The 21735-nt window shown below is 62.9% G+C and carries 20 protein-coding genes and 1 pseudogene; 10 read left to right on the top strand and 11 right to left on the bottom strand.

Translation table 11 applies throughout. The features are described from left to right. Nucleotides 1-4: 4 nt before the first annotated feature. Nucleotides 5-571: an elongation factor P gene (gene efp, locus QE444_RS14995; protein ID WP_166655901.1), complete on the top strand. Its 567-nt coding sequence runs from the start codon at nucleotides 5-7 to the stop codon at nucleotides 569-571. A gap of 121 nt (nucleotides 572-692) precedes the next feature. Continuing rightward, the gene (locus QE444_RS14990; RefSeq protein ID WP_187981359.1) at nucleotides 693-1433 is read left to right on the top strand and encodes a sulfite exporter TauE/SafE family protein; all 741 of its coding nucleotides are present in this window, start codon (nucleotides 693-695) and stop codon (nucleotides 1431-1433) included. A 144-nt stretch (nucleotides 1434-1577) separates the two neighbouring features. On the opposite strand, the gene QE444_RS14985 is transcribed toward QE444_RS14990, so the two are convergent. After that, nucleotides 1578-2429: a LysR substrate-binding domain-containing protein gene (locus QE444_RS14985; protein WP_309741999.1), complete on the bottom strand. Its 852-nt coding sequence runs from the start codon at nucleotides 2427-2429 to the stop codon at nucleotides 1578-1580. 101 nt (nucleotides 2430-2530) lie between these two features. Here QE444_RS14985 and QE444_RS14980 point away from each other — a divergent pair, with 101 nt between their 5' ends. Next, nucleotides 2531-2782, top strand: a complete 252-nt coding sequence (locus QE444_RS14980) for a DUF1127 domain-containing protein (RefSeq protein ID WP_187979382.1) — start codon at nucleotides 2531-2533, stop codon at nucleotides 2780-2782. A 34-nt stretch (nucleotides 2783-2816) separates the two neighbouring features. Then, nucleotides 2817-4016, top strand: coding sequence for a winged helix-turn-helix domain-containing protein (locus tag QE444_RS14975; protein ID WP_285389022.1), 1200 nt, complete (start codon nucleotides 2817-2819; stop codon nucleotides 4014-4016). Between the two features lie 19 nt (nucleotides 4017-4035). Here QE444_RS14975 and QE444_RS14970 read toward each other — a convergent pair whose 3' ends face one another. Then, complete coding sequence (locus tag QE444_RS14970) at nucleotides 4036-5382, bottom strand: class II 3-deoxy-7-phosphoheptulonate synthase (protein WP_133860659.1); 1347 nt, start codon at nucleotides 5380-5382, stop codon at nucleotides 4036-4038. Between the two features lie 112 nt (nucleotides 5383-5494). On the opposite strand from QE444_RS14970, the gene QE444_RS14965 reads away from it, so the two are divergent. Together QE444_RS14965 and QE444_RS14960 are read left to right on the top strand one after the other, a co-directional pair. Next, nucleotides 5495-6244, top strand: a complete 750-nt coding sequence (locus QE444_RS14965) for a spermidine synthase (protein ID WP_208691347.1) — start codon at nucleotides 5495-5497, stop codon at nucleotides 6242-6244. A 281-nt stretch (nucleotides 6245-6525) separates the two neighbouring features. Continuing rightward, a complete protein-coding gene (locus tag QE444_RS14960; protein ID WP_133860657.1) occupies nucleotides 6526-8220 on the top strand; it encodes a DEAD/DEAH box helicase in 1695 nt (564 codons plus the stop codon). Between the two features lie 309 nt (nucleotides 8221-8529). Here the strand turns inward: QE444_RS14960 and QE444_RS14955 are convergent, their stop codons facing one another. The 4 genes from QE444_RS14955 to QE444_RS14940 form a co-directional block, all read right to left on the bottom strand. After that, entirely contained in the window at nucleotides 8530-9774 is a 1245-nt protein-coding gene (locus QE444_RS14955) for a serine kinase (protein WP_309739479.1), read from the bottom strand. Nucleotides 9775-9837: 63 nt separating this feature from the next. Next, entirely contained in the window at nucleotides 9838-11061 is a 1224-nt protein-coding gene (locus QE444_RS14950; protein ID WP_309739477.1) for an ATP-grasp domain-containing protein, read from the bottom strand. A 168-nt stretch (nucleotides 11062-11229) separates the two neighbouring features. Then, nucleotides 11230-12330, bottom strand: coding sequence for an amidinotransferase (locus tag QE444_RS14945; RefSeq protein ID WP_309739475.1), 1101 nt, complete (start codon nucleotides 12328-12330; stop codon nucleotides 11230-11232). A 1013-nt stretch (nucleotides 12331-13343) separates the two neighbouring features. Continuing rightward, on the bottom strand, nucleotides 13344-14726 hold the full coding sequence (locus tag QE444_RS14940; protein WP_133860656.1) for an adenylate/guanylate cyclase domain-containing protein: 1383 nt from the start codon (nucleotides 14724-14726) through the stop codon (nucleotides 13344-13346). A 200-nt stretch (nucleotides 14727-14926) separates the two neighbouring features. Between QE444_RS14940 and QE444_RS14935 the strand changes: the two genes are divergently transcribed. Beyond that, entirely contained in the window at nucleotides 14927-15493 is a 567-nt protein-coding gene (locus tag QE444_RS14935) for a nitroreductase family protein (RefSeq protein WP_309739471.1), read from the top strand. On the opposite strand, the gene QE444_RS14930 is transcribed toward QE444_RS14935, so the two are convergent. The 4 genes from QE444_RS14930 to QE444_RS14915 all read right to left on the bottom strand — a co-directional run bounded on the left by QE444_RS14930 (nucleotide 15468) and on the right by QE444_RS14915 (nucleotide 18897). Further along, on the bottom strand, nucleotides 15468-16841 hold the full coding sequence (locus QE444_RS14930; RefSeq protein ID WP_309739469.1) for a HAMP domain-containing sensor histidine kinase: 1374 nt from the start codon (nucleotides 16839-16841) through the stop codon (nucleotides 15468-15470). The genes QE444_RS14935 and QE444_RS14930 overlap by 26 nt on opposite strands. Before the next feature lie 243 nt (nucleotides 16842-17084). Continuing rightward, nucleotides 17085-17519: a Spy/CpxP family protein refolding chaperone gene (locus QE444_RS14925; RefSeq protein ID WP_187979372.1), complete on the bottom strand. Its 435-nt coding sequence runs from the start codon at nucleotides 17517-17519 to the stop codon at nucleotides 17085-17087. A 111-nt stretch (nucleotides 17520-17630) separates the two neighbouring features. Beyond that, nucleotides 17631-18308 (bottom strand): response regulator transcription factor, encoded by a 678-nt coding sequence (locus tag QE444_RS14920; RefSeq protein ID WP_133860652.1) that lies wholly within the window; start codon nucleotides 18306-18308, stop codon nucleotides 17631-17633. Nucleotides 18309-18312: 4 nt separating this feature from the next. After that, a complete protein-coding gene (locus QE444_RS14915; protein WP_183629893.1) occupies nucleotides 18313-18897 on the bottom strand; it encodes a septation protein A in 585 nt (194 codons plus the stop codon). Between the two features lie 60 nt (nucleotides 18898-18957). On the opposite strand from QE444_RS14915, the gene QE444_RS14910 reads away from it, so the two are divergent. The 3 genes from QE444_RS14910 to QE444_RS14900 all read left to right on the top strand — a co-directional run bounded on the left by QE444_RS14910 (nucleotide 18958) and on the right by QE444_RS14900 (nucleotide 21295). After that, entirely contained in the window at nucleotides 18958-19830 is an 873-nt protein-coding gene (locus QE444_RS14910; RefSeq protein ID WP_187979370.1) for a PHP domain-containing protein, read from the top strand. After that, complete coding sequence (locus tag QE444_RS14905) at nucleotides 19827-20456, top strand: L-threonylcarbamoyladenylate synthase (protein WP_158893925.1); 630 nt, start codon at nucleotides 19827-19829, stop codon at nucleotides 20454-20456. Before QE444_RS14910 ends, QE444_RS14905 begins: the two co-directional genes overlap by 4 nt. A 110-nt stretch (nucleotides 20457-20566) precedes the next feature. Next, nucleotides 20567-21295: a ScpA family protein gene (locus QE444_RS14900; protein ID WP_309741997.1), complete on the top strand. Its 729-nt coding sequence runs from the start codon at nucleotides 20567-20569 to the stop codon at nucleotides 21293-21295. On the opposite strand, the pseudogene QE444_RS14895 reads toward QE444_RS14900, so the two are convergent. Further along, nucleotides 21286-21661 (bottom strand): annotated as a pseudogene (locus QE444_RS14895) (cobalamin biosynthesis protein). The gene QE444_RS14900 and the pseudogene QE444_RS14895 sit on opposite strands and share 10 nt — an antisense overlap. Between the last annotated feature and the right edge of the window lie 74 nt (nucleotides 21662-21735).

The following is a 21735-nucleotide window of genomic DNA, read 5'->3' as shown; positions in this document are numbered from 1 at the left end:
CCGCATGAAAACCGCACAAGAGTTCCGTGCCGGCCAAGTGGCCATGATCGACAACGCTCCCTGGGTCATCCAGAAAGCTGAATACAACAAGTCCGGCCGTAACGCTGCAGTGGTCAAGATGAAGCTGAAGAGCCTGCTCTCCGGCAGCGCGACCGAGACCGTCTTCCGCGCCGACGACAAGCTCGAGCCGGTGATTCTGGATCGCAAGGAAGTGACCTATTCCTACTTTGCCGATCCCCTGTACGTGTTCGTCGACAACGACTACAACCAGTACGAAGTCGAGAAAGACGACCTGGGCGATGCCATCGCCTTCATCGAAGACGGCATGACCGACGTCTGCGAAGCGGTGTTCTACAACGACCGCGTCATCTCCATCGAACTGCCCACCACCATCGTGCGCCAGATCTCCTACACCGAGCCGGCCGTTCGCGGCGACACCTCGGGCAAGGTCATGAAGACCGCTCGCCTGAACAACGGCTACGAGCTGAAGGTCTCCGAGTTCTGCGACATCGGTGACCACATCGAGATCGACACCCGTACCAACGAGTACAAGTCGCGCGCCAAGGTCTAAACCCGGCGTCTCGCTAGAAAGCCCGGCTTGCCGGGCTTTTTGCTGTCTGGCGCTCCGCTGGCGGTGCGCCGGACAACGGTTTCCGAATCTATTCGCTTCTGGGTAGTGCGCCGTGGAATTGCTGTCTCAGCTCTTGATCGATATCGCCCTCGGGGCGGTGCTGGGTGTGGTGGGTGGGTTGTTCGGCATCGGCGGTGGCTTGATCGCCATTCCGGTGCTGGCCCTGCTGTTCGGCCTCGACCAGCAACTGGCCCAGGGCACCGCCCTGGTGATGGTGGTGCCCAACGTGCTGCTGTCGGTCTACAAGTACAACCAGCGCAATCGCATCGACTGGCAGCGCGCCGGTCTGCTGGCCGCCGCCGGCATGCTCTCGGCCCTGGCGGGTACGGCGCTGGCGGTGTCCCTGGACGCCCGCTCCATGCGCCACGGCTTCGTCGGCTTCCTGCTCGTGCTGGTGCTCTACAACCTCTGGCAACTCTATCGCCGTGGCCAGCCGCCGCTGACGACGCCGAGTCGCCTGGGGCTCGGGGTGCTGGGGCTGGTGGCGGGGCTGGTCGGCGGGCTGTTTGGCGTCGGTGGCGCGGTGATCGCCACCCCCATTCTCGCCGGGGTGATGGGCATGACCCAGGTGGCGGCCCAGGGCATGTCCCTGGCCATGGCGCTGCCGACCACTGGGGTCACCCTGGCCAGCTATGCCTGGCATGGGGAAGTCGACTGGAGCGTGGGTATTCCGCTCGCCCTGGGTGGACTGCTCAGCGTGAGCTGGGGCGTGAAGTTGGCGCACCAGTTGCCGGAGCGGCTGCTGCGTCTGCTGTTCTGCGGTTTCCTGCTGCTGTGTGCGGTGCTGCTGGCGCTGCGCTGATTAGACTTTGTCTGAAAACTGCCTGCGCATTGGTGATGCTGCGTTAAAAATCAGCTCGGAATGCTCATTTACCCTTTGTAAACTCCGCTTCCTCGCTGATTTTTGCCTTGCCTCACCTTCGCTCGGCGACTTTTCAGACAAGTCCTACTGCCGAAAGCCCTCGGCGATGTGCTCGGCGAGGGTGTCGATGATCGGCGAGGCGCTGCGCGGATTGCGCAGCAGTTCGATGGAGCAGGCCGGCAGGTCGGGCATGCCGTCGGCCTCTCCCAGCCGGCGCAGCTCGCTCGGCAGCAGGCTTTCCAGCTGCGCGGTGACGGCGAGGCCGGCCTTGACGATGCCGAGCAGGGCGGCAAGGCTCGGGCTGCTGTAGGCCAGGCGATAGCCGCGGCCGCGATTGTCCAACGCCCGGCGCGCCCATTCGCTGAGAAAGCACGAGGTGTTGAACATCGCCAGCGGCAGCGGATCGCGCTGGTGGATATCGAAACCCGGCGCCTCCGCCCAGATGAAGCGCTCGCGACGCAGGGGCAGGCCGATCTCGTTGCCCGGTGCACGGGTGACGATGGTCAGGTCCAGGTCCTGGCATTGCAGCAGGCCGGCGGTGGTCTCGCAATGGACGTCCACCTGCACCAGCGGATAGGCCTTGGCGAAGCCCGCCAGGATGCCGGGAATGAACCTCATCACGTAATCATCGGGGGTGCCGATACGCACCGTACCCACCATGTGCGGTTCGCGCAGGGTGGTCATCACCTCCCCATGCAGCTTGAGGATGCGCCGGGCGAAGCCCAGCAGGATCTGACCCTCCGCCGTCAGGCGCACCTGGCGGCCCTCCCGTTCGAACAGCCGCCGCTGCAGTACGTTCTCTTCGAGCTTGCGCATCTGCATGCTCACCGCCGACTGGGTGCGATTGACCACCTCGGCCGCGCGGGTAAAGCCGCCTTGATCGGCGATGGCGACGAAGGTGCGCAACAGATCGGTCTCTATGCTCGGATAACTCATGGCATCAACCAGGCGAATGGATCGCATCAGAAAGATTCGTTGGATTGATGTTATGCCAGCTTTCAGACTTGAGCCATACCCCCTGGAGCAGGAGATTCACCATGGCTCAGCTCATCGCTCACCAAGATTCGTCTGCGCGTACCCCGGGTGTTCCGGGCGTCATCTTCCGTCTGCGGCAGGTCTGGGCGTGGTTGCGCCGGGCGGTCGAGCTATCTCGCCAACGCCGGGCCCTCTATCGCCTGGATGAGGGCGCGCTGCACGACCTCGGCCTGAGTCGCGCCGATGCCTGGCAGGAAGCCGACAAGCCGTTCTGGCGGCAACCCGCAGAGGAGGGCCGCCGCCGATCCTGCTAGGGTGGAAGATCACCTCTCTCTGTCAGGAGCTCGGATGGATAGCCTTTCCCTGCGCGAAGCCCGGCGCCTGGCCTTGCGTGCCCAGGGTTTCGGGAGTCAACCCAAGGGCGGTGCGGGCCTGGCCGCTTTGTATCGGCAGGCCGCACGCCTGAATGTGCTGCAGATCGATTCGGTCAATGCCCTGGTGCGCTCGCACTATCTACCGCTGTTCAGTCGTCTCGGCCGCTATGCCTTCGCCGACTTCGATGCCCTGGCCTGGGGTCAGGGGCGCAAGCGGCAGCTCTATGAATGCTGGGCCCATGAAGCCTCGCTGGTGCCGGCCGAGGTTTGGGCCGAACTGCGCTGGCGACGCGATCAGGCGCGCCAGGGCATTGGCATCTATCGGCAATTGGCGCGGTTCGCCGTCGAGCAGCCGCAGGTCGTCGCCCAGACCCTGGAGGCGGTGGTGCAACGGGGCGCCCTGGGCGCTGGCAGCCTGGCGAAGCGGGTCGAGCAGGCCGGTCCCTGGTGGGACTGGAGTCCGGGCAAGCTGGCGCTGGAGTGGCTGTTCGCCGCGGGTGAGGTGACGGTGGCCGGACGGCGCGGCTTCGAGCGCCTCTATGACCTGCCCGAGCGGGTGCTCCCGGCGGAGATCCTCGCGGCGCCTGCTCCTACGCCGGAAGCCGCGCGCCGGGCCTTGCTGCTGCGCAGTGCCCGTGCCCTGGGCGTGGCGAGCGAAGTCCAGCTGCGCGACTACTTTCGCCTGAGTCCCGCCGAAGCGCGGCAGGGCATCGCCGAATTGCAGGAGGAGGGCAGTCTGCAGCTCGTTCAGGTGCAGGGCTGGTCGAAGCCGGCCTATGTGGCCGAGGCGCCGAATCCCGGGCGTCCGGTGCAGGCGGCGGCGCTGCTGTCGCCCTTCGACTCCCTGGTCTGGGAGCGCGAGCGCACCGAGCAGCTGTTCGGATTCCGCTATCGACTGGAGATCTATACCCCGGCGCCCAAACGGGTCTATGGCTACTACGTATTGCCCTTTCTCTATCGGGAGCGGCTGGCGGCACGGGTGGATCTGCGCGCCGAGCGGGCGCAGTCGCGCCTGGCAGTGCATGCGGTGCATCTGGAGGCGGCAGGCCTGGATGACGAAGGACTGGATGCCCTGGCGGCGCAGTTGCGCTCCCTGGCTGCTTGGCTGGGTCTCGCCGACCTGCAGTTGCACGGGCCGGCGGACGTCTTGCGTGAGGCTGTTGCGCGGCACTAGATCGCGCCGCGCCCTCTGCCTAGCGGCGGATGCCCTTGAGCGTCTCGGCGATCATGAAGGCCAGTTCCAGGGACTGGTCGGCGTTCAGACGCGGGTCGCAATGGGTGTGGTAGCGGTCGGACAGGGCGTCTTCGGTGACCGGGCGGGCGCCGCCGATGCACTCGGTGACGTTCTGGCCGGTCATCTCGATATGGATGCCGCCCGCGTAGGTGCCCTCGGCCTGGTGCACGCCGAAGAACTCCTTGACCTCGCCCAGCACGCTGGCGAAGTCCCGGGTCTTGTAGCCGGTGGAGGCCTTGATGGTGTTGCCGTGCATGGGGTCGGAACTCCACAGCACCTGGCGGCCTTCGCGCTCCACGGTCTGGATCAGGCGCGGCAGGTGATCGGCGACCTTGCCCACGCCCATGCGCACGATGAGATTGAGGCGCCCCGGATCGTTCTCCGGGTTAAGGGTATCGATCAGGCGGATCAGGTCTTCGCTGGTGGTGGAAGGACCGACCTTGACGCCGATGGGGTTGTTCACGCCGCGCAGGAATTCGACGTGGGCACCGTCGGGCTGGCGGGTGCGATCGCCGATCCAGAGCATGTGCGCGGAGCAGTCGTACCAGTCGCCGGTAAGGCTGTCGCGGCGGACGAAGGCTTCTTCGTAGTTGAGCAGCAGCGCCTCATGGGCGGTGAAGAAGTTGGTTTCCTTGACCTGCGGCGCGGTGTCCAGGCCGCAGGCGCGCATGAAGGCCAGGGTCTCGTCGATGCGATCCGCCAACTGGTGGTAGCGGTCGGCCAGGGCCGAGTTGGCGATGAAATCCAGGTTCCAGCGATGCACCTGGTGCAGGTCGGCGAAGCCGCCCTGGGCAAAGGCCCGCAGCAGGTTGAGCGTTGCGGTGGACTGGTTGTAGGCCTGGATCAGCCGCTGCGGGTCCGGGATGCGGCTGCCTTCGGTGAAGTCGATGCCGTTGACGATGTCGCCGCGGTAGGCCGGCAGGGAGACGCCGTCCTGGATTTCGTCGCCAGAGGAGCGCGGCTTGGCGAACTGGCCGGCCATGCGGCCGACCTTGACCACCGGGCAGCCCGCGGCGAAGGTCATGACCACCGCCATCTGCAGGAGCACCTTGAAGGTGTCGCGAATCTTGCCCGCGGAGAATTCGAAGAAGCTTTCCGCGCAATCACCGCCCTGCAACAGGAAGGCCCGACCCTGGGTCACCTCGGCGAACTGCCGGCGCAATTCACGGGCTTCGCCAGCAAACACCAGGGGCGGATAGCCGGCCAGGGTGCGCTCGACATCGGCGAGGCGGGCTTGATCGGGGTATTCGGGCTGTTGCTGGATGGGCAGGCTTCTCCAGCTGGTGGGGCTCCAGGGCGCGGACATGATTTTCTCTGAGTGGTGCGACGAAGCCGTCCATGGTAACCGATGACGGGCGCAACGCTCGATAGACAGTGCCCATCGCGGCTACCATGGGCGGCTATAGAGGAGGGTAGTGATGGTCGAGACGGAAGTGTTGCTGGAAGAGGTCGTCGACGACCATGGCCGGATCCGGGTGGTCGAGGTGGGGCCTTATCGCTTTCTGGAGTTCGGCGAGGAAGTGGAGCAGAGCTGCGTCTTCACCCAGGACCCGGCCTGGCTGGAATATGACTACAACCGCGCCATGCTGCTGGGCGCACTCTGCCACCCGCAGCCACGCCGTGCGCTGTTTCTCGGGCTGGGCGCCGGTACCCTGACTCAGGCCTGCCTCAAGTGGTTGCCCCTGGAGGCGGTGGAGGCGCTGGAGCTGCGCCCCGCAGTGCCGCGCCTGGCCCGCCAGCATCTGGGCCTGGCCGAGGATCCACGCCTGGCGATCCGCATCGGCGATGCCCTGGACCTGCTCGACAGCGCAGCGCCTGCCGATCTGATCTTTGTCGATCTCTACACCGACGTCGGCCCCTCCAGCGCCCATCTGGCCTGGCGCTTTCTGGAGAACTGCCAGGCCAAGCTCAATCCCGGCGGCTGGCTGATGATCAACCAGTGGAGTGCCACCGACGGCAAGCCGCTGGGCGCCGCGCTGCTGCGCGGGCTGTTCCGTCATCACTATTGGGAGTGCCCGGTGGTGGAGGGCAACGTGATCCTGCTGGTACCGGCGAGTCTGGAACAGGAGCTGGACGAGGCGGCTACGCGGCAGCGCGTTCGGGAACTGAGCCTGCGCATCGGCTTCGATCTGGAGTCCTATCTGGACAACTTGCGTGCGGCAACCTGACCTCAAAAGTAGACCAAGGTTCTCTGGAGAAATGTCCAGGGTTCGGGTATTATTCGCCCCGGTCTTTTTGACCTTCCGTTCAGGAACTGCATTCTCCCGGTCCGCCACCATGGCCACCCCGGTCGTGCGTTCGCCCAACGGCGAACAATCCTAGACGCTTCACCCCCTTTCATCCGCTATTTCGCAAAAAGCTCACACCTTGGCTGCCTGGGCGACTTCGGTCATTCGGATAAGCGCAGCTCTTGGCTTTGGGGTCTTTGCGAAGCACACGAGGCAAGACAATGACCCAGGACATCAGCAATTTCGCTGCGCTCAATCTCAATCCCGCCATCCTCGCCGCCATCAAGGCCGTCGGTTACGAAGAGCCGTCGCCCATCCAGTCGCAGTCCATTCCGGTGATCCTCGCCGGCCACGACATGATCGGCCAGGCGCAGACCGGTACCGGCAAGACCGCAGCCTTTGCTCTGCCGCTGCTCTCGCAGCTCGACCCGTCCCGTCGTGAACCCCAGATTCTGGTGCTGGTTCCTACCCGTGAACTGGCCCTGCAGGTCGCAACCGCCTGCGAAACCTATTCCACCGAGATGCCTGGCGTCAAAGTCGTGGCTCTCTACGGCGGCGCGCCCATGGGTCCGCAGCTGAAGTCCCTGCGCATGGGTGCCCAGGTACTGGTCGCCACCCCCGGCCGTCTGTGCGACCACCTGCGCCGTGACGACAATCTGCTGGCCACCGTCCAGCGCCTGGTGCTCGACGAAGCCGACGAGATGCTCAAGCTGGGCTTCATGGACGACCTCGAATTCATCTTCGAAGCCATGCCGGAAACCCGCCAGACCGTCCTGTTCTCGGCGACCCTGCCGCCGTCGATCCGCGCCATCGCCGAACGTCATCTGAAGAACCCGCAACACGTCCGCATCGCGGCCAAGACCCAGACCGTCGCCCGCATCGAGCAGGCGCATCTGATGGTCCATGCCGACCAGAAGCCCGCCTCGGTGTTGCGCCTGCTGGAAGTGGAGAACTTCGACGCCCTGATCGCCTTCGTGCGGACCAAGCAGGCGACCCTGGACCTGGCCGAGCTGCTCGAGCGCCAGGGCTATCGCGTCAGCGCCCTGAACGGCGACATGCCCCAGGCTCAGCGCGAGAAGACCATCGAGTCCCTCAAGGACGGTTCGCTGGACATCGTGGTCGCCACCGACGTGGCGGCGCGCGGTCTGGACGTGGCGCGCATCACCCACGTGCTCAACGTGGACATGCCCTACGATCCCGAGTCCTATGTGCACCGTATCGGTCGTACCGGTCGTGCCGGTCGTGAAGGCCGCGCGCTGCTGCTGGTCACCCCGCGCGAGCGGCGCATGCTGCAGGTGATCGAGCGCGTTACCGGTCAGCGGGTTGGCGAGATCCGCCTGCCCGACGCCGAAGCCGTGCTGGAAGCCCGTATCTCCCGTCTGGCCGATGGCGTGGGTTCGCTGCTGGCCGATGCCGATGCTACCCACGGCGCGCTGCGTCAGGAGCTGTGCGAGCGTCTGCAATGCGATCCTTCGACCCTGGCCGCTGCGCTGCTGGCCAAGCTGACCGCCGGCCGCGCCCTCGATATCGAGTCGTTGCGCCGTGAGCAGCCGCTGACCCCCGGCGCGGGCCGTGGCGACCGTCCGCGTACCGAGCGTGGCGATCGTCCTGAGCGTGGTGAGCGCGGCGAGCGTCCGGATCGTGGTGAGCGTCGCCCGATGCAGCCGCTGCCGGAAGGCCGTGTGCGTTGCCGCACCGCCCTGGGCGCCCGTGACGGCGTTGCCGCCAAGAATCTGCTGGGTGCCATCATCAATGAAGGCGGCATGGATCGCGAGGCCATCGGCCGTATCCAGATCCGTGACTCCTTCAGCCTGGTGGAGCTGCCCGAGGACGGCCTGGAGCGTCTGCTGACCAAGCTCAAGGACACCCGCGTAGCCGGCAAGGCCCTGCGCCTGCGTCGCTATCGCGAGGATTGATCCCCAGCGTTTCGCTGGCGAAAATCAGGCCCCGGCGCTGTAAGGCGTCGGGGCCTTTTTATTGGGATCGAATCGTTGCCCGGCTGATGAACACGCTACCCGCGCTGGAGTGAGCCATAGGGGTCGCTGTCCTCCTGTGCCTGGCGACAAAGCATGGGGCGCCGAGATCGCCCTGGCAGCAGCCGCCCAGACAAGACACGGTAGCTGGGAGTGAGGCTGCAGGCGATGGTAGCGCAGGTGCGTGCCCTAATGGCGGGCTGCACGCCCGTCCCTCTTGCCGGAGAACCTTTACCCCCCCTTTGTTGGCGCCTAGCTGCTTCTGGCTTCGAGATGGACCTGGTAATGATCCAGAACGTAGTGAACGTCTTCAGCGACTCTTTGCCGCCCACCACAGAATACGAATGTTCCAAGGCCATCCTTGTGGCAGAAGAACTCACCCGATGCTGTGTCCCCTGGGCGCGGAAGGGTGCTGATTTTCAATGTCGGCAGGTTCTCGCTATCCGGGAGCGAGAGGTGCGTGACATAAAGCGTCTCACGGGACAGGTGTCTTTTTGGAAACATCAGGTAGGCCCAGGCTTCGGCACTGTGGTGGGCCTGTAGGGATTCGCAGAGACCCAATTGAAGCGTCAGGTGAAGCAGGCGCAGGTCTATTCCATGGGCGAGCTCTATCATTTCGGCCGTAGGTCCTCCGCCAGGGCGGTAGGCAATTTCCAGCAGCTCGAAGCCATCGTCGGCGTCGCCGAAGGCTTCGATATGGTAGACCCCATCAGGCCCGTCAAACGCAACCATCACGCGCTCGATGAAGGGTCGCCAGCGTGCCTGAAGATCGTCTTCGGGTACGGAGAGGTACCCCAACGGGCGCTCGGCGAGATAGTCGATGGGTTTTCCCAGGTATTCTCCCGCGGACAGGAATGCCAGCTGTTTCCTTAGGACGACTGCATCTAGCTGATACAGCGGCTGGCTGTTGTAGGTTTCAAGGATGTACTGACGGTCGCTCATATCCTGATAGGCGTCATCCTCACCGCTGTGAATGTCGGAAAGCTCGAGGGCACTGGTGATGATCTTGACCCCGACGGCGCCAGCCAGGGACCGGGGTTTCAAGATGATCGGGAATGTCGCCGCGCCGCCCTTGATCTGGTCGAGTGTGAGTTCTCTGGGCGTCGGAATGTCGAACGACTGGGCGATCTGCTTCATTCGCTTCTTGTCGCGAAACCGTGCCGCCACCTCTAGCGTTAGCCCTGGCAGTCCCCAGTGCTCATTGGCCCAAGCTGCAATGTGTACCGCGAATTCATCATTGGGTAGGACCGCAGTTACCCGGTACTCGCTGGCGATTCGGTCAAAGGCTCTTTCAATCTCGGCATGGGCGGCAAAGTCACGAACCAGAAAGGTGTCGGTGCGATTCAATTCCGCTCCGGCCTGATCCAGCAGATCCTCCAGAAGATAGACGAACGTCCAATGCGGTATTGGGTAGGTGTTGCTGATGTTAGCGATTACTTCACTGACATCCAGTTCAGAGGAAATAATCAGTATGGTGTTTGGCTGGTCTATTCTCATGACGAAATTAGCCTCCAGTTTTGTGGAGAATCCTCTGAGGCAGGATTATTCCAAAGCGGCTTTTCACTGTTCAGCGGCCACGTCGACCCGGTAGTTTTTATTCAGGTAGTCGATGTCCTGAAGCACGAGCTTGCGGTTGCCACAAAATACGAAAGAACCCAGCGAATCCTTGTAGCAGTAGAATTTTCCCGACGCTAGATCGCCTGCTCTGGGCATCGCATAGGTTCTCAGAGTCGGCATGTTTTCGAGGGGCGGAAAGGCGGTCTGTGTGACGTAGAGCGGCTCGGTAGCAAGATGTTTTTTAGGAAAGGTCATGTAGCCAAAGGCCTCTTCCTTGCGTTGGATATCGAGTGACGGCGCTAAACCCAGCTGTGCGGCAAGATGGATATGCTTCAGGTCCAGCCCATAGACCATCTCTATCATCTCCACGATGGCTGCCCCGCCAGGTCGGTAGGCGATTTCCAGCAGTTCTGCACCGGCGAAGGCTTCTATGTGATAAACCCCGTCAGGCGCTTCGAATGCGGCTATCACGCCTTCAGTGAATTGGCGCCAGGTATCCTCGATCATCCGCTCGGGGACGGACACCGTGCCGACAGGTTTTTCCTGCAGGAAATCAATGGGTTTTCCCAGGTATTCGCCGACCGATATGAATGCCAGAGTTCCTTCGAGAACGACACAGTCTATATGATAGATACTGCTTGGATTGTAGGCTTCGATAAGATACTGACGCTCACTCATGTCCTGGTAGTCAGGGTCGAAATTGATATCTATTCTTGAAAGTTCTTCTGCTGTGGAAATGATCTGGACACCTTGAGACCCTGCCAGTGAACGCGGTTTGATGATGAGGGGGAACTGGATCTCTGCGCGCTTGATTTCATCAAGGGTAATTTCCCTGGCTGTCTTGATGCCTGCTCGCTGAGCAATTTCTTTCATCTTCTTTTTGTCGCGAAACCGTTGAGCATTTTTTCGAGTTATGCCTTGGAGTTGCCAGCGATCATTTGCTGAGGCGGCGACGTAGAGCGAAAATTCATCAAAAGCGATCGCCGTAGAGATTTTATAGTTGCAAGCTATTCTATCCAGCGCACCCGCTACCTCAGTGGCGTTAGCGAAGTCGGAAACGATGAAGTTTTCCGGCCGTTTCAGTTCGGCGCCTGCTTCGCCCAGGTAATCCTCCAGCAGGAAGACGAACGCCCAGCCCTCCAGGTCATGCAGCGCCCTTATCGCTTCCAGCTTCGCGGTGACATCAAGGTCGGAAGAAGCGATCAGTACAGTAGGTTTGTCTTTCATTTCAATTCCCTGGCTTGGGTTCGGCTGCCCGTATCGCTCCTTGGGCGCTGTCTGGAAATGCTCTGCGCTAATAGACCTTTCCGGCGGGATGGGGCCGTCGAGCGCGCAGGGCCTCCGGTCCTGCGCGCTAAGGGCATCCCTGTGCTGCAAACAGGGCGCCGACCATCATCAGATATAACTTTTCAGGCTCCCGCGACGTTTGACATCCAGCGTCGCGCAGTGAAAGGAGCCTCCAAAGGTTTGGAAGTGTTTGAACGGACAGAGGATGGTCTTGAATCCCCACTTGCGAAAGGCGCTGATCAATGCCTCCTCGTCCTGTTCAACGACGACAGTTCTTTCGTCCAACATCAGTACATTGATGTGAATCCACTTGGAGGTGATGTAAAGCGGATGGTCATCTGGCAGGTTGGACGGTGGAGGATTTAAAATTTCCCAGTCTTTGAAGATGTCAGGGATCTGCGGTACCCAGCCTTTGTTGACCAGTACACGACCTGGTGCCAGTGGCAATATCGTTGTGTCGATATGCATGGGTCCCGGCTCTTCAAACTCATAGATGTGGATGCGATAGTCCGGACCCAGGGTTCTGCGCAGCCATTCGATTCCTTTGTTGTTGGTTACATGGCTACGCTGCCCGATGATGTCACGGCCCATTTTCATGAAATCGGCAGCGTCAAATAGTGGTTCCGCTTCAGTGATTATGGAATTGAATGGAATCTCCTGATCGAAGTCATAATCCTTTTTCCAGATGTCGTCTTTCAGCATCGGCTTGGGCGCCGAGATCCAGTCGGCACCTCTGCTGAAGTAATCGTTCATGATGTCACGAAAAGCGAAGGTCTCGAAGTAACGGCTGCGCCAGGCCATGGGTACTTCAATGATCTTCTTGCCGATCGCAAAGAGGCAGTCCCTTGGCATGGCGGAGTAGAAGGTGCCACCTGTCGTGAAATGGGGAGTCACTATGGGCTGATGGTGATTGGACTCGTTTGGCCGTCTTACTCTTATGCCCTCGGCTTCCAGGATTCTGGCCAGCGTATTGACTTCCTGCCTGGCTTTGCTGACCAGCTCATCTGGAAAACGCCGTCCTGAGTAGGTCTGGAAAAAGTCGCTCGATTCTCCGGGTATGATGGCTTTCAGGCCGGTATCCCATTCAGGTACGCGAATATCATCCATTATTCCAACTATGACCTCTTCCAGGGGGTCCCACTCCGTATAGACTTCTACAGGGATTTCCAGGTTGGAAAAAGATGACGACTCTTCTGTTTGGAATTCCATGGTCAATGGCCTCCGGCAGTAAGTGAAGAGTGTATGTTTGGCGAAAAAATACTGGGTGGCAAGAGTGGAGGTTAAGTAAATATATATTGTCGGATTATAAGATAACGGTATTCCTATGTGTTGGTCGAGTGTTGGGGTCAAAAGTGCGGGTGAGTGCGCGCGCCTTCTGCTTAATTGATGTTTCTTGTGGGGTGATGATTTTTAGTGCGTCTTCCTGACTGCTGCTGTATTTCTTTAGAGGGACTGTGGTTGGCGGCTTGATCCGGTCAGGCTATTTGATAAAAAGGAGATGCATCGGCCTGCACGATAGGTATTGGCGTACATTTAATAAGCAGGGCGAAAATTAATATGCTGGTAGTACTTCTTTGAAGATCATGCGGCCGGCATGTCATGGCGGAGATGGCGTGCATCTTCATGGGTTATTGAAATCGCTCTGGGCGATTCAAGGATGGGGAGAGGCGCTTCAGGGCGCTATTGAAGGCTCACCGTGAACGCTGCCCAGGAGGTTGGGCTGCACCTGACCCGCATCGGTACTTTGCGCCGCGTAGATTCGCTGGCCAAGGCTGATCGTCGCCCGACTACCTTTCAGAAAATCGGGATAGGCCGGCTCGCCAGCAGCCCAAGGGAAGGTGGCCCCATCACTGGCGTTGCCCGTCCTGGAGTCGTAAGTAAGCCTTCGGCTTCGCGTGCTCCTGGAAGAGGCCGGGCAGCGTGGGTATCGAAAGCGCATGAGTGCGCGCCGTCCAACGTTGGCCTGGGCCTTTGCAGCTAGGCCTAAACAACGAGTTCGCTTCAGCTACGCGGTTGTATGTTTACCGGGCCAACACGCGATCTGGTGGGCGGCAACGGGTATTGCCGGGAGGAGGGCTGGCCTGCTGCGCTTCCGGCCTCTCAGCGATACATCAGCGCCCGGTTAGGCACCAGCCCGAATGTTGCTCGCGCTAGCGGTCTGATTGCGCCCGGCCAAGGGTGCCGAGGTGCGTCTGGATGCGGCCGCAGGGTCTGCGGTAGCGTTAAAGGATCACCTTGTCCTTCAGCTTCTCCGCCGCCAGTTGCAGCGCCTGAATGACCCGGTCCTTGTCGTAGTTCTGGATGTTGTTGGTATCCAGGTACATGGAAAAGCCCGGCAGTTCGTGCTCGACGTAGCTGGGGGAGGCGCCCAGGTCGCGGCGGAAGTCCACCACTTGGTAGATCTGCACCGGCTTGCTGAAACCCTTGACGGTGATCCAGCTCTTGTCGCGGCACATGATGGTTTCCTTGACCAGCGAGTAGGTCTCGTGGCTGATCAGGATCTCGCCGGCGTCGGCAGCGTTTTCCAGGCGGCTGGCCAGGTTCACTTCGCGACCGATGATGGTGTAGTCCATGCGCGTGCTGGAACCGAAGTTGCCGACCGTGCAGTAGCCGGTGTTCAGGCCCATGCGGATCTCCAGGGGCTTGTTGATGCCCTGGCTGCGCCACTGCTGGCGCAGGACCTTCATGTGCTTGCGCATGGCGATGGCCATGGAGACCGCGGCCACGGCGTCCTTCTTGGCGCCCTGGCTGTTGGCGTCGCCAAAGAACACCATCACGCAGTCGCCGACGAATTTGTCGATGGTGCCACCGTACTTCACGGCGATCTTCGACATCTCGTTGAGGTAGTTGTTGAGCATGTCGGTGAGGGCTTCGGCCTCGAGTTCTTCGGACAGCTCGGTGAAGCCCTTGATGTCGGAGAAGAACACCGTGATCTTCTTGCGCTGGGTGCCCAGGGCGATGTGCTGTTTGCCGGTGAAGATGGATTCCCAGACCTGGGGCGAAAGGTACTTCGCCAGATTGTGCGCCAGGATCGCCGACTTCTCCTGCTCGCGCTTGAGATCGTCGTTGATCTGGATGAGGCGTTTGCGCTGCCGGTGCAGGAAGTAGCCGGTGCCCCAGAGGTGCAGCATGGTGCCCACCACGCTGGTGACCGCCACCAGCAGCGGACTGGTGAGGTCGACGCCATGAAAGAAGGTGGCACTGCCCAGCGCCGCTGCACTGGTGGCGAACAGCAGGCAGAGGCCGAGCAGGCGGGGACCACCGCGCAGCATGCTGGTGTAGCCGAGCATGAACAGCAGCATCAGGGTAGGCATCAGCGGGAAGCGCAACACCACCGCGGCCATGCCGACGTGGATGGCGTCTATGGCGGCGAGCAGGATATCGGTCTGGGCGCCGCGGTCGCGCCGGAGCTTGAGGCTCAGGGTCTGGGCCACGTGCGGATAGAGCAAGGCATAGGGGATAAGCCAGAGGCCCACGGCATCGGCCTGGACGTAGTAGCCCGCAGTGACGCTGGCGGCGGCAATCAGATAGGCGAATACCCGGGCGTAGTAGACGCCCAGGCTGTCACCGGACGCTGCGAGGAACCGGTTGAGCGCAAACTTCATCTGTCGGGTCCGTTTCGAAAAAGGCGAGAGGTCGGGATAACTCCGTTCGCGACGATGAAAGCGGCCGGGTTTTCTTGCATTGGCGATCTTAGCCGACCGCCCCGGCGAGGGCCAAGATTGTCGGCCGTTCCGCTGCTGTGACAGCCAAATTCGACAGTCATCCCTGGGTTACACTGCGGCATCTTTACAGGAGAGACGCTATGGATGCCCTCGCAGCCCTTTGCAATCGCGCCTCGGTCGGTCGCCTGACCGGGCCAGGCCCGACCCCCGAGCAACTCGAGACCCTGCTGCGCGCCGCGGACCGGGCGCCGGACCACAAGCTGCTGCGCCCCTGGCGGCTGATCCTGGTGGCCGGCGAGGGCCGTACTGTGCTCGGCGAGCTCTATGCGGACGCCCTGCGCCGTCGCGAGCCCGATGCGGATGCAGCGGCCCTGGACAAGGCTCGGCGCATGCCACTGCGAGCCCCCCTGGTGATCGCCGTCGTTGCCACCCTGCAGGAGCACCCCAAGGTGCCCGTCCAGGAGCAGATCATTACCGCTGGCTGCGTTGCCCACGGCCTGGTCAACGCGGCCTTCGCCCTGGGACTTGGGGCGGTCTGGCGCTCCGGTGACTTCAGCTACGACCCCTGGGTGCTGCAGGGGCTCGGGTTGGCCGAAAACGAACAGCTGGTGGGCTACATCTACCTGGGCACGCCGGAGGTAGCGCCGCGCGTCCCGGCGCCGCGTGATCTGAGCGCGCAGGTCAGCCATTGGCCAGGACCGGCCTGAGCGGCAGGATGACGGTGGCGAGAAAGCCGCCGTCCGGGTGATTGCTCAGGTGCAGCTCGCCCCCATGGCGCTCGATGGCGCGGCGGGCGATGGCCAGGCCGAGGCCATAGCCAGTGGCGTGCTGTTGATCCGAGCGGAAGAAGGGCTCACCCAGGCGGGGTAGGTCGGCTGTCTTGACCCCGGGCCCGTGGTCGCGCACCTGGATGCGGACCTCGCCTTTCGCCGCCGTTGCCGAAATGACAATGGGCTGCGCGGGTGGATTGAAGCGCAGCGCATTGCGCAACAGATTGTCCAGCGCGCGTTCCAGCACGTCCGGCCAACCATCCAGCCGCAGGGCGGTGGGCACGACCAGTTCCACGCGCTGCTGGGGTGCGCTGAGCTGGGCATCCTCCACCAGGCCTTCCAGCAGTGGATGCAATTCCAGTTGCTCGGGTGGGCCCGGGTCGGCTTCCTGGCGGGCGAGGGCGAGGATCTCGCCGATCAGGGTTTCCAGGCGATCGCATTCCAGGGTCAGCCGCGGCCACATGTTGCCCAGGTCACGAGGATCGGAGCGTTCGGCCAGCGCCAGGGCGATGCGCAGCCGCGCCAGCGGTGAACGCAATTCGTGGGACACGTCGCGCAGCAGCTGCCGCTGGCTGTCGATCAGGCGCTGCAGGTGGGCGCCCATGCGATTGAAGTCCTCGGCCAGCACGCCCAGTTCGTCCTTGCGCCGGGCCAGGCGGGCCAGGGTGTCCTGCTGATAGGCAGTCTGGCCGAGATCGTGGACGGCGCGGCGCAGATGATTGAGCGGGCGGGTCAGACTCAGGGTCAGCAGCAGGCTGAACAGGGTCAGTACCACGGTGGCGATGGCCAGCATGCCGACCGGCCAGAACAGGCTCTGCCGGCGCCAGGCGCCCAGCTCGGGCGTGGGCAGGTGGTAGATGAACAGGTAGTTCTGACCGCTCGGACTGGTGTATTCGTCGGTCAGGCGTCGCCAGGGCAGTGGCCGGTTGGGATCGCGGGCGCCAGGGCCGGGACGCTGCTGATGCTGCGGCTGGTCGAGATCCTGGTCGAAGATGCGCGGTGGCAAGGTGCCGCGCACCAGGGGCGAGCCGTTTTCGCCCAGCACCAGCACATCGATGCCATAGCGGCCCTTGCGCTGTTCGAGCAAGCCCTGGGCGGCGGCGGGACCGTCGTTTTCATAGCGTTGCACCCATTGTTCGGGAAGGTCGCGCAAGCCGGGATGCTGCGCGAGGATCCAGGAATCCTGGTCGGCCAGGTGGCCGAGCAGCATGGTCAGGCCGACCGCGGAGAGGATGGCCAGCCAGAAGGTGGCGAAGATGCGCCAGAAAAGGGAACGAAAAACCATGCGGTCGCCTTAGAAACTGCTCAAAGTCTGCTGCGCGTCGGCCAAACTGCGTTGAAAATGCCCTGGAAGGCCAGCCCCGTCCGAATGCTCATTTACTACTCGTAAACCCGAGCGCGGGTCCGATCCGCTTCCTCAGACATTTTCGTGGGGCCGCCTAGGCCTTGTTTGTCTCCAGCTCGCGAGACGTTGGGCAGGTTCTCGGTCAGACGCCGCGCCGAGGACCGTCGGCGCAGCGATCGGGGATTACGAGGACTTGTGGTCCTGCTTCCACTGCTGGAATTCCGCCCACTCCTTGGCGCGATCCTCGCGCTTCTTTTCCATTTCGTCGAAGCGCTTCTGCTGATCGGGCTTGAGCAGGGCGCGAATGGACTGACGAGTCTTGTCGCGATTGCCATCCAGCTGATCGTGCAGGGCCTTGCGCTGATCTTCGGGCAGCTTGTCGAGATAGCTCTTGACGATCTCGCGTTGCTGCTGGCGTTCCTCGCCCATCAGCTTGCCGACCTGCTCGCGTTGCTCGGGCGTCAGCTTGAGACCGCGCAGGGGGCCATCGCCACGCGGACCACCGTCCATCAGCTTGCCGTGGGGCGGCGGGGCGATGTCGGCGCTGTCCTGGGTCGCGGCCAGGGTCAGGGTCGGCAGCAGGGCAGCGAACAGCACGGCGGGCATGAGTTTGCGCATCGGGAAATCTCCTTGGGATGACCGGTGCAATACCGGATGAGCCCAGTCTAGGAGCGGGGAAGTCAGTGGCGGTCAGCGGGCGTAAAGAGGGGGTAAAGGCTGCGCGGAGGGCTAAACGCTGTAGTAGTAGCCGCGGCCGCGCAGGGCGAGGATGCGGGGGCGACCGTCGGCATGGCTGCCGAGTTTGCGGCGCAGATTGCTGACGTGCATGTCCAGACTGCGGTCGTAGAGCGTCAGCTTGCGTCCGAGGGCTGCCTGGGCCAGCGCCTGCTTTTCCAGGGGTTCGCCCGGCTGGCGCAGCAGGGCTTCGAGAATGCGGCTCTCGGTGAGGGTCAGGGTGATCTCGGTTTCGCCGATATTGGCGACGCCCCGCGCCAGACTCAGCGACAGATCGCCCAGCTGCAGGCGGGCCGCGGGTTGGGCCGGATGGCTGCGCCTGAGGATGGCTCTCAGCCGTGCGGTGAGTTCACGCGGATCGCAGGGTTTGGCCAGATAGTCGTCGGCACCCAGTTCCAGGCCGAGGATGCGGTCCAGCGGCTCGCCACGTCCCGACAGCATCAGCACGGGCAGTTGCGGATGATCGCTGCGCAACTGCTTGAGCAGCTCCAGGCCACTGCCGTCCGGCAGCATCACGTCCAGTACCACCACGTCCGGCGTGGCTTCGCGCAACTGGGTGCGGGCATCGCTGCCGGCATGGCAGGCGGTGACTTCGAAGCCTTCCTGTTTCAGCCAGGCACCAAGCAGCTCGCACAGCTCCTGGTCATCGTCGATCAGCAGTATCTGACTCATGGGATCAGTCTCGCGGTTCATCCATGGGTTGCAGATGGCGCGCCAGATAGAGGCCCTGGCCGAGCATGAACACCAGGGTCATCGCCAGGCTGCCGAAGACCTTGAAGTCGACCCAGAAGCTTTCGTAGGTGAAGGCCACATAGAGATTCGCGCAACCGCAGACGATGAAGAAGATGATCCAGGCGATGTTCAGCCGCGTCCAGATCGGCGCCGGCAGACGCACCGCGTGGCCCAGCATGCGCTGAATCAGCGGCTTGTCGCCGATGAACTGGCTGCCCAGAAAGGCCACGGCGAACAGCCAGTTCACCACCGGTGCCTTCCATTTCAGGAAGGTCTCGCTATGGAAGGCCAGGGTCATGCCGCCAAACACCAGACAGGCGATCAGCGTCAGCCACTGGCTCTTTTCCAGCCGGCGCTGGGTCGCGAAGATCGCGCCATAGACCACCAGGGACGCGATGATCAGGACCGCGGTGGCACTGAAGATGCCGCCCAGGGTAAAGGCATGCCCGGCGAATTCCAGCGGACGCGGATCGAGCTTGTAGACCAGGAAGAACAGGAGCAGGGGGATGAAATCGATGAATTGTTTCATTAACGCAGCCGATAGCAGTGCATCGCGGCATAATACCTGATGAAGCCGGAGGAGAAAGCCATGCGTATCGACCTGCACTGTCATACCACCGCGTCGGACGGCGCCTTCGCGCCCGCCGAGGTGGTCAGACGGGCCCATGAGCGCGGGGTGCAGCTGCTGGCCATCACTGATCACGACACCCTGGACGGCTACGCCGAAGCCCTGCAAGCCGCGGACGGACTGGGTCTGCGCCTGCTCCCCGGTATCGAGATGTCCTGTACCTGGGGCGGCGCCACGCTGCATGTGCTGGGCTACAACTTCGCCCCTGAGGCGCCAGAGCTGAATGCCGCCCTGGAAGCGCTGCACGAAGGTCGCTGGGAGCGCGCCCGGGAAATTGACCGGCGGCTGGCGGCCAAGGGCATGCCCGGCACCCTGGAAGGGGCTCGCGCGGTGCAACTGGCCCTGGGCGACAGCCGCAATGCGCCGGCCCGGCCGCATTTTGCCGAATACCTGGTGCAGGCCGGCCATGTCGCGGACCGCGGCGATGCCTTCCGCAAATGGCTCGGCGGCGGCAAGCTCGGCGACGTCAAGCAGCATTGGCCGACCCTGGCCGAGACCCTGGCGACGCTCAAGGGCGCCAAGGCCTGGATCAGCCTGGCGCATCCGCTGGCCTATGGGTTCACCCGCACCAAGTTGCGCAAGCTGATCGGCGAATTCGTCAGCGGCGGCGGCCATGCCATCGAGGTGGTCAACGGCGTGCAGCCGGCGGAGCAGGTCGGCACCCTGGCAATTCTGGCGCGGGAATTCGGTCTGATGGTCAGTGCGGGCAGCGATTTCCATGCGCCGGCCGAGTGGTCGGAGCTGGGCATGTACCGTCCGTTGCCCGAAGATCTGCCGCCCCTCTGGGCGCGCTTCAGTCAACCGCTATACCCTCAGATTCGGGAACCCCAATGAGCCAGTTCATCGAAATTCATCCGCAGAATCCTCAGCCGCGGCTGATTCGTCAGGCCGTGGAAATCATCCGGTCCGGCGGTGTCATCGCCTATCCCACCGATTCCTCCTATGCGCTGGGCTGCCGTATCGGCGAGAAGAGCGCGGTGGAGCGTATCCGCCGCATCCGCCAGCTCGACGACAAGCACAACTTCACCCTGGTGTGCTGCGATCTCTCCGAGCTGGGCATCTATGCCAAGGTGGATACCAGTGCCTTCCGCCTGCTCAAGGCCTATACCCCCGGGCCCTACACCTTCATCCTCAATGCCACCCGCGAGGTGCCGCGCATGCTGCTGCATCCCAAGCGGCGCACCATCGGCGTGCGGGTGCCCCAGCATCCCATCACCCTGGCGCTGCTGGAGGCACTGGGCGAGCCCTTGATGAGCGTGAGCCTGATTCTGCCGGGGGATGACGAAGCCCTGGGCGATGCCTGGGAGATCCGCGAGCGGCTCGAGCATTTCGTCGATCTGGTGATCGAAGGCGGTCCGGGTGGCTTGCAGCCGTCCACCGTGATCAGCCTGGCCGATGACGAACCGGAAGTGATCCGGGTCGGTGCCGGGGATCCGACGCCCTTCATGATCGAAGCATGAGCGAAGCCCTGGACCCCCAGCTGCTCGAACCCGAGCAGCTGCGCCTGGCGCTGGTCTATGGCGAGGCCTTCACCGAGCTGCCCCAGGACCTCTATATCCCGCCGGATGCCCTGGAGGTCTTTCTCGAAGCCTTCGAGGGACCGCTCGACCTGCTGCTCTATCTGATCCGCAAGCAGAACATCAACATCCTCGACATCCCGGTCGCCGAGATCACCCGGCAGTACATGAGCTATGTCGAGCTGATGAAGGCGGTGCAACTTGAACTGGCCGCCGAATACCTGCTGATGGCCGCGATGCTGGCGGAGATCAAATCGCGCATGCTGCTGCCGCGCGCCGAAGGCCTGGACGCCGAGGAAGAGGACCCCCGCGCTGAACTGATCCGCCGCCTGCAGGAATACGAGCGCTTCAAGAAGGCCGCCGAGGATCTCGATGACCTGCCGCGCGAAGGCCGCAACTTCGTGGTGCCCACCTTGCCGGCGCCGGATGCGCGGGCACGCAAGCTGTTGCCCGAGGTGGACCTGGGCGAGTTGCTGCTGGCGATGGGCGAGGTCCTGCGCCGCGCCGACCTGTTCGAGAGCCACCAGGTGACCCGCGAGGTGCTGTCCACCCGCGAGCGCATGAGCCAGGTGCTGGAGCGCCTCAAGGAGGGTGCCTTCGTGCCCTTCGTGGCGCTGTTCACCCTGGATGAAGGCCGGCTGGGGGTGGTGGTGACCTTCATGGCCATTCTGGAACTGGTCAAGGAATCCCTGGTGGAACTGGTGCAGAACGAGCCCTTCAGCCCCATCCATGTCCGCGCCCGGGTCAGGGACGCCGACGGGGAAGAGGCGTCTCAGGCGTAGGCCAAGGCTGCCGTTGCCGCCGCGCTCTTGCGTTTGCTCACCAACAGGCGGGCGCCTTCACCGGCCGCAACCAGGGCCGCGGCTTCAGCCACGCTGGGGCTGCCGGTGTGCTGCAACACCAGATCGCTGGCGGCAGTTATGCCCGCGCTGCTGCGCCAGACGCTCGGCGGTGAAGCCGTGCAGAGGCAGCTGCCAGCGCTGGGCGAGGGCGCGCAGTCCGCGTTCCTCGAGTCGACTCGCAACGGTAGCCAGTGCGGTCAGCGCAGTGCGATCGCACTGGGCTTCCTGCAAGACCCCGAGCGCCAGTTCGGCGAGTTCGTCCAGCGAACAGTCCTGGCGGCAGCCGAGGCCGAGAACCAGGCCCATCAGCCTTGAACGCCCTTGGACGAAGCGTGGCAGTCCAGTCCAGAGTCTGAACAGCACAGCGGGCGAAGGGCGAA

Source organism: Pseudomonas sp. SORGH_AS_0199 (assembly GCF_031453735.1).
Lineage (GTDB): Bacteria > Pseudomonadota > Gammaproteobacteria > Pseudomonadales > Pseudomonadaceae > Chryseomonas > Chryseomonas aestiva.
The sequence above is the reverse complement of the archived record's forward strand: the minus strand, read 5'-3'. Positions and strand labels throughout refer to the sequence as shown.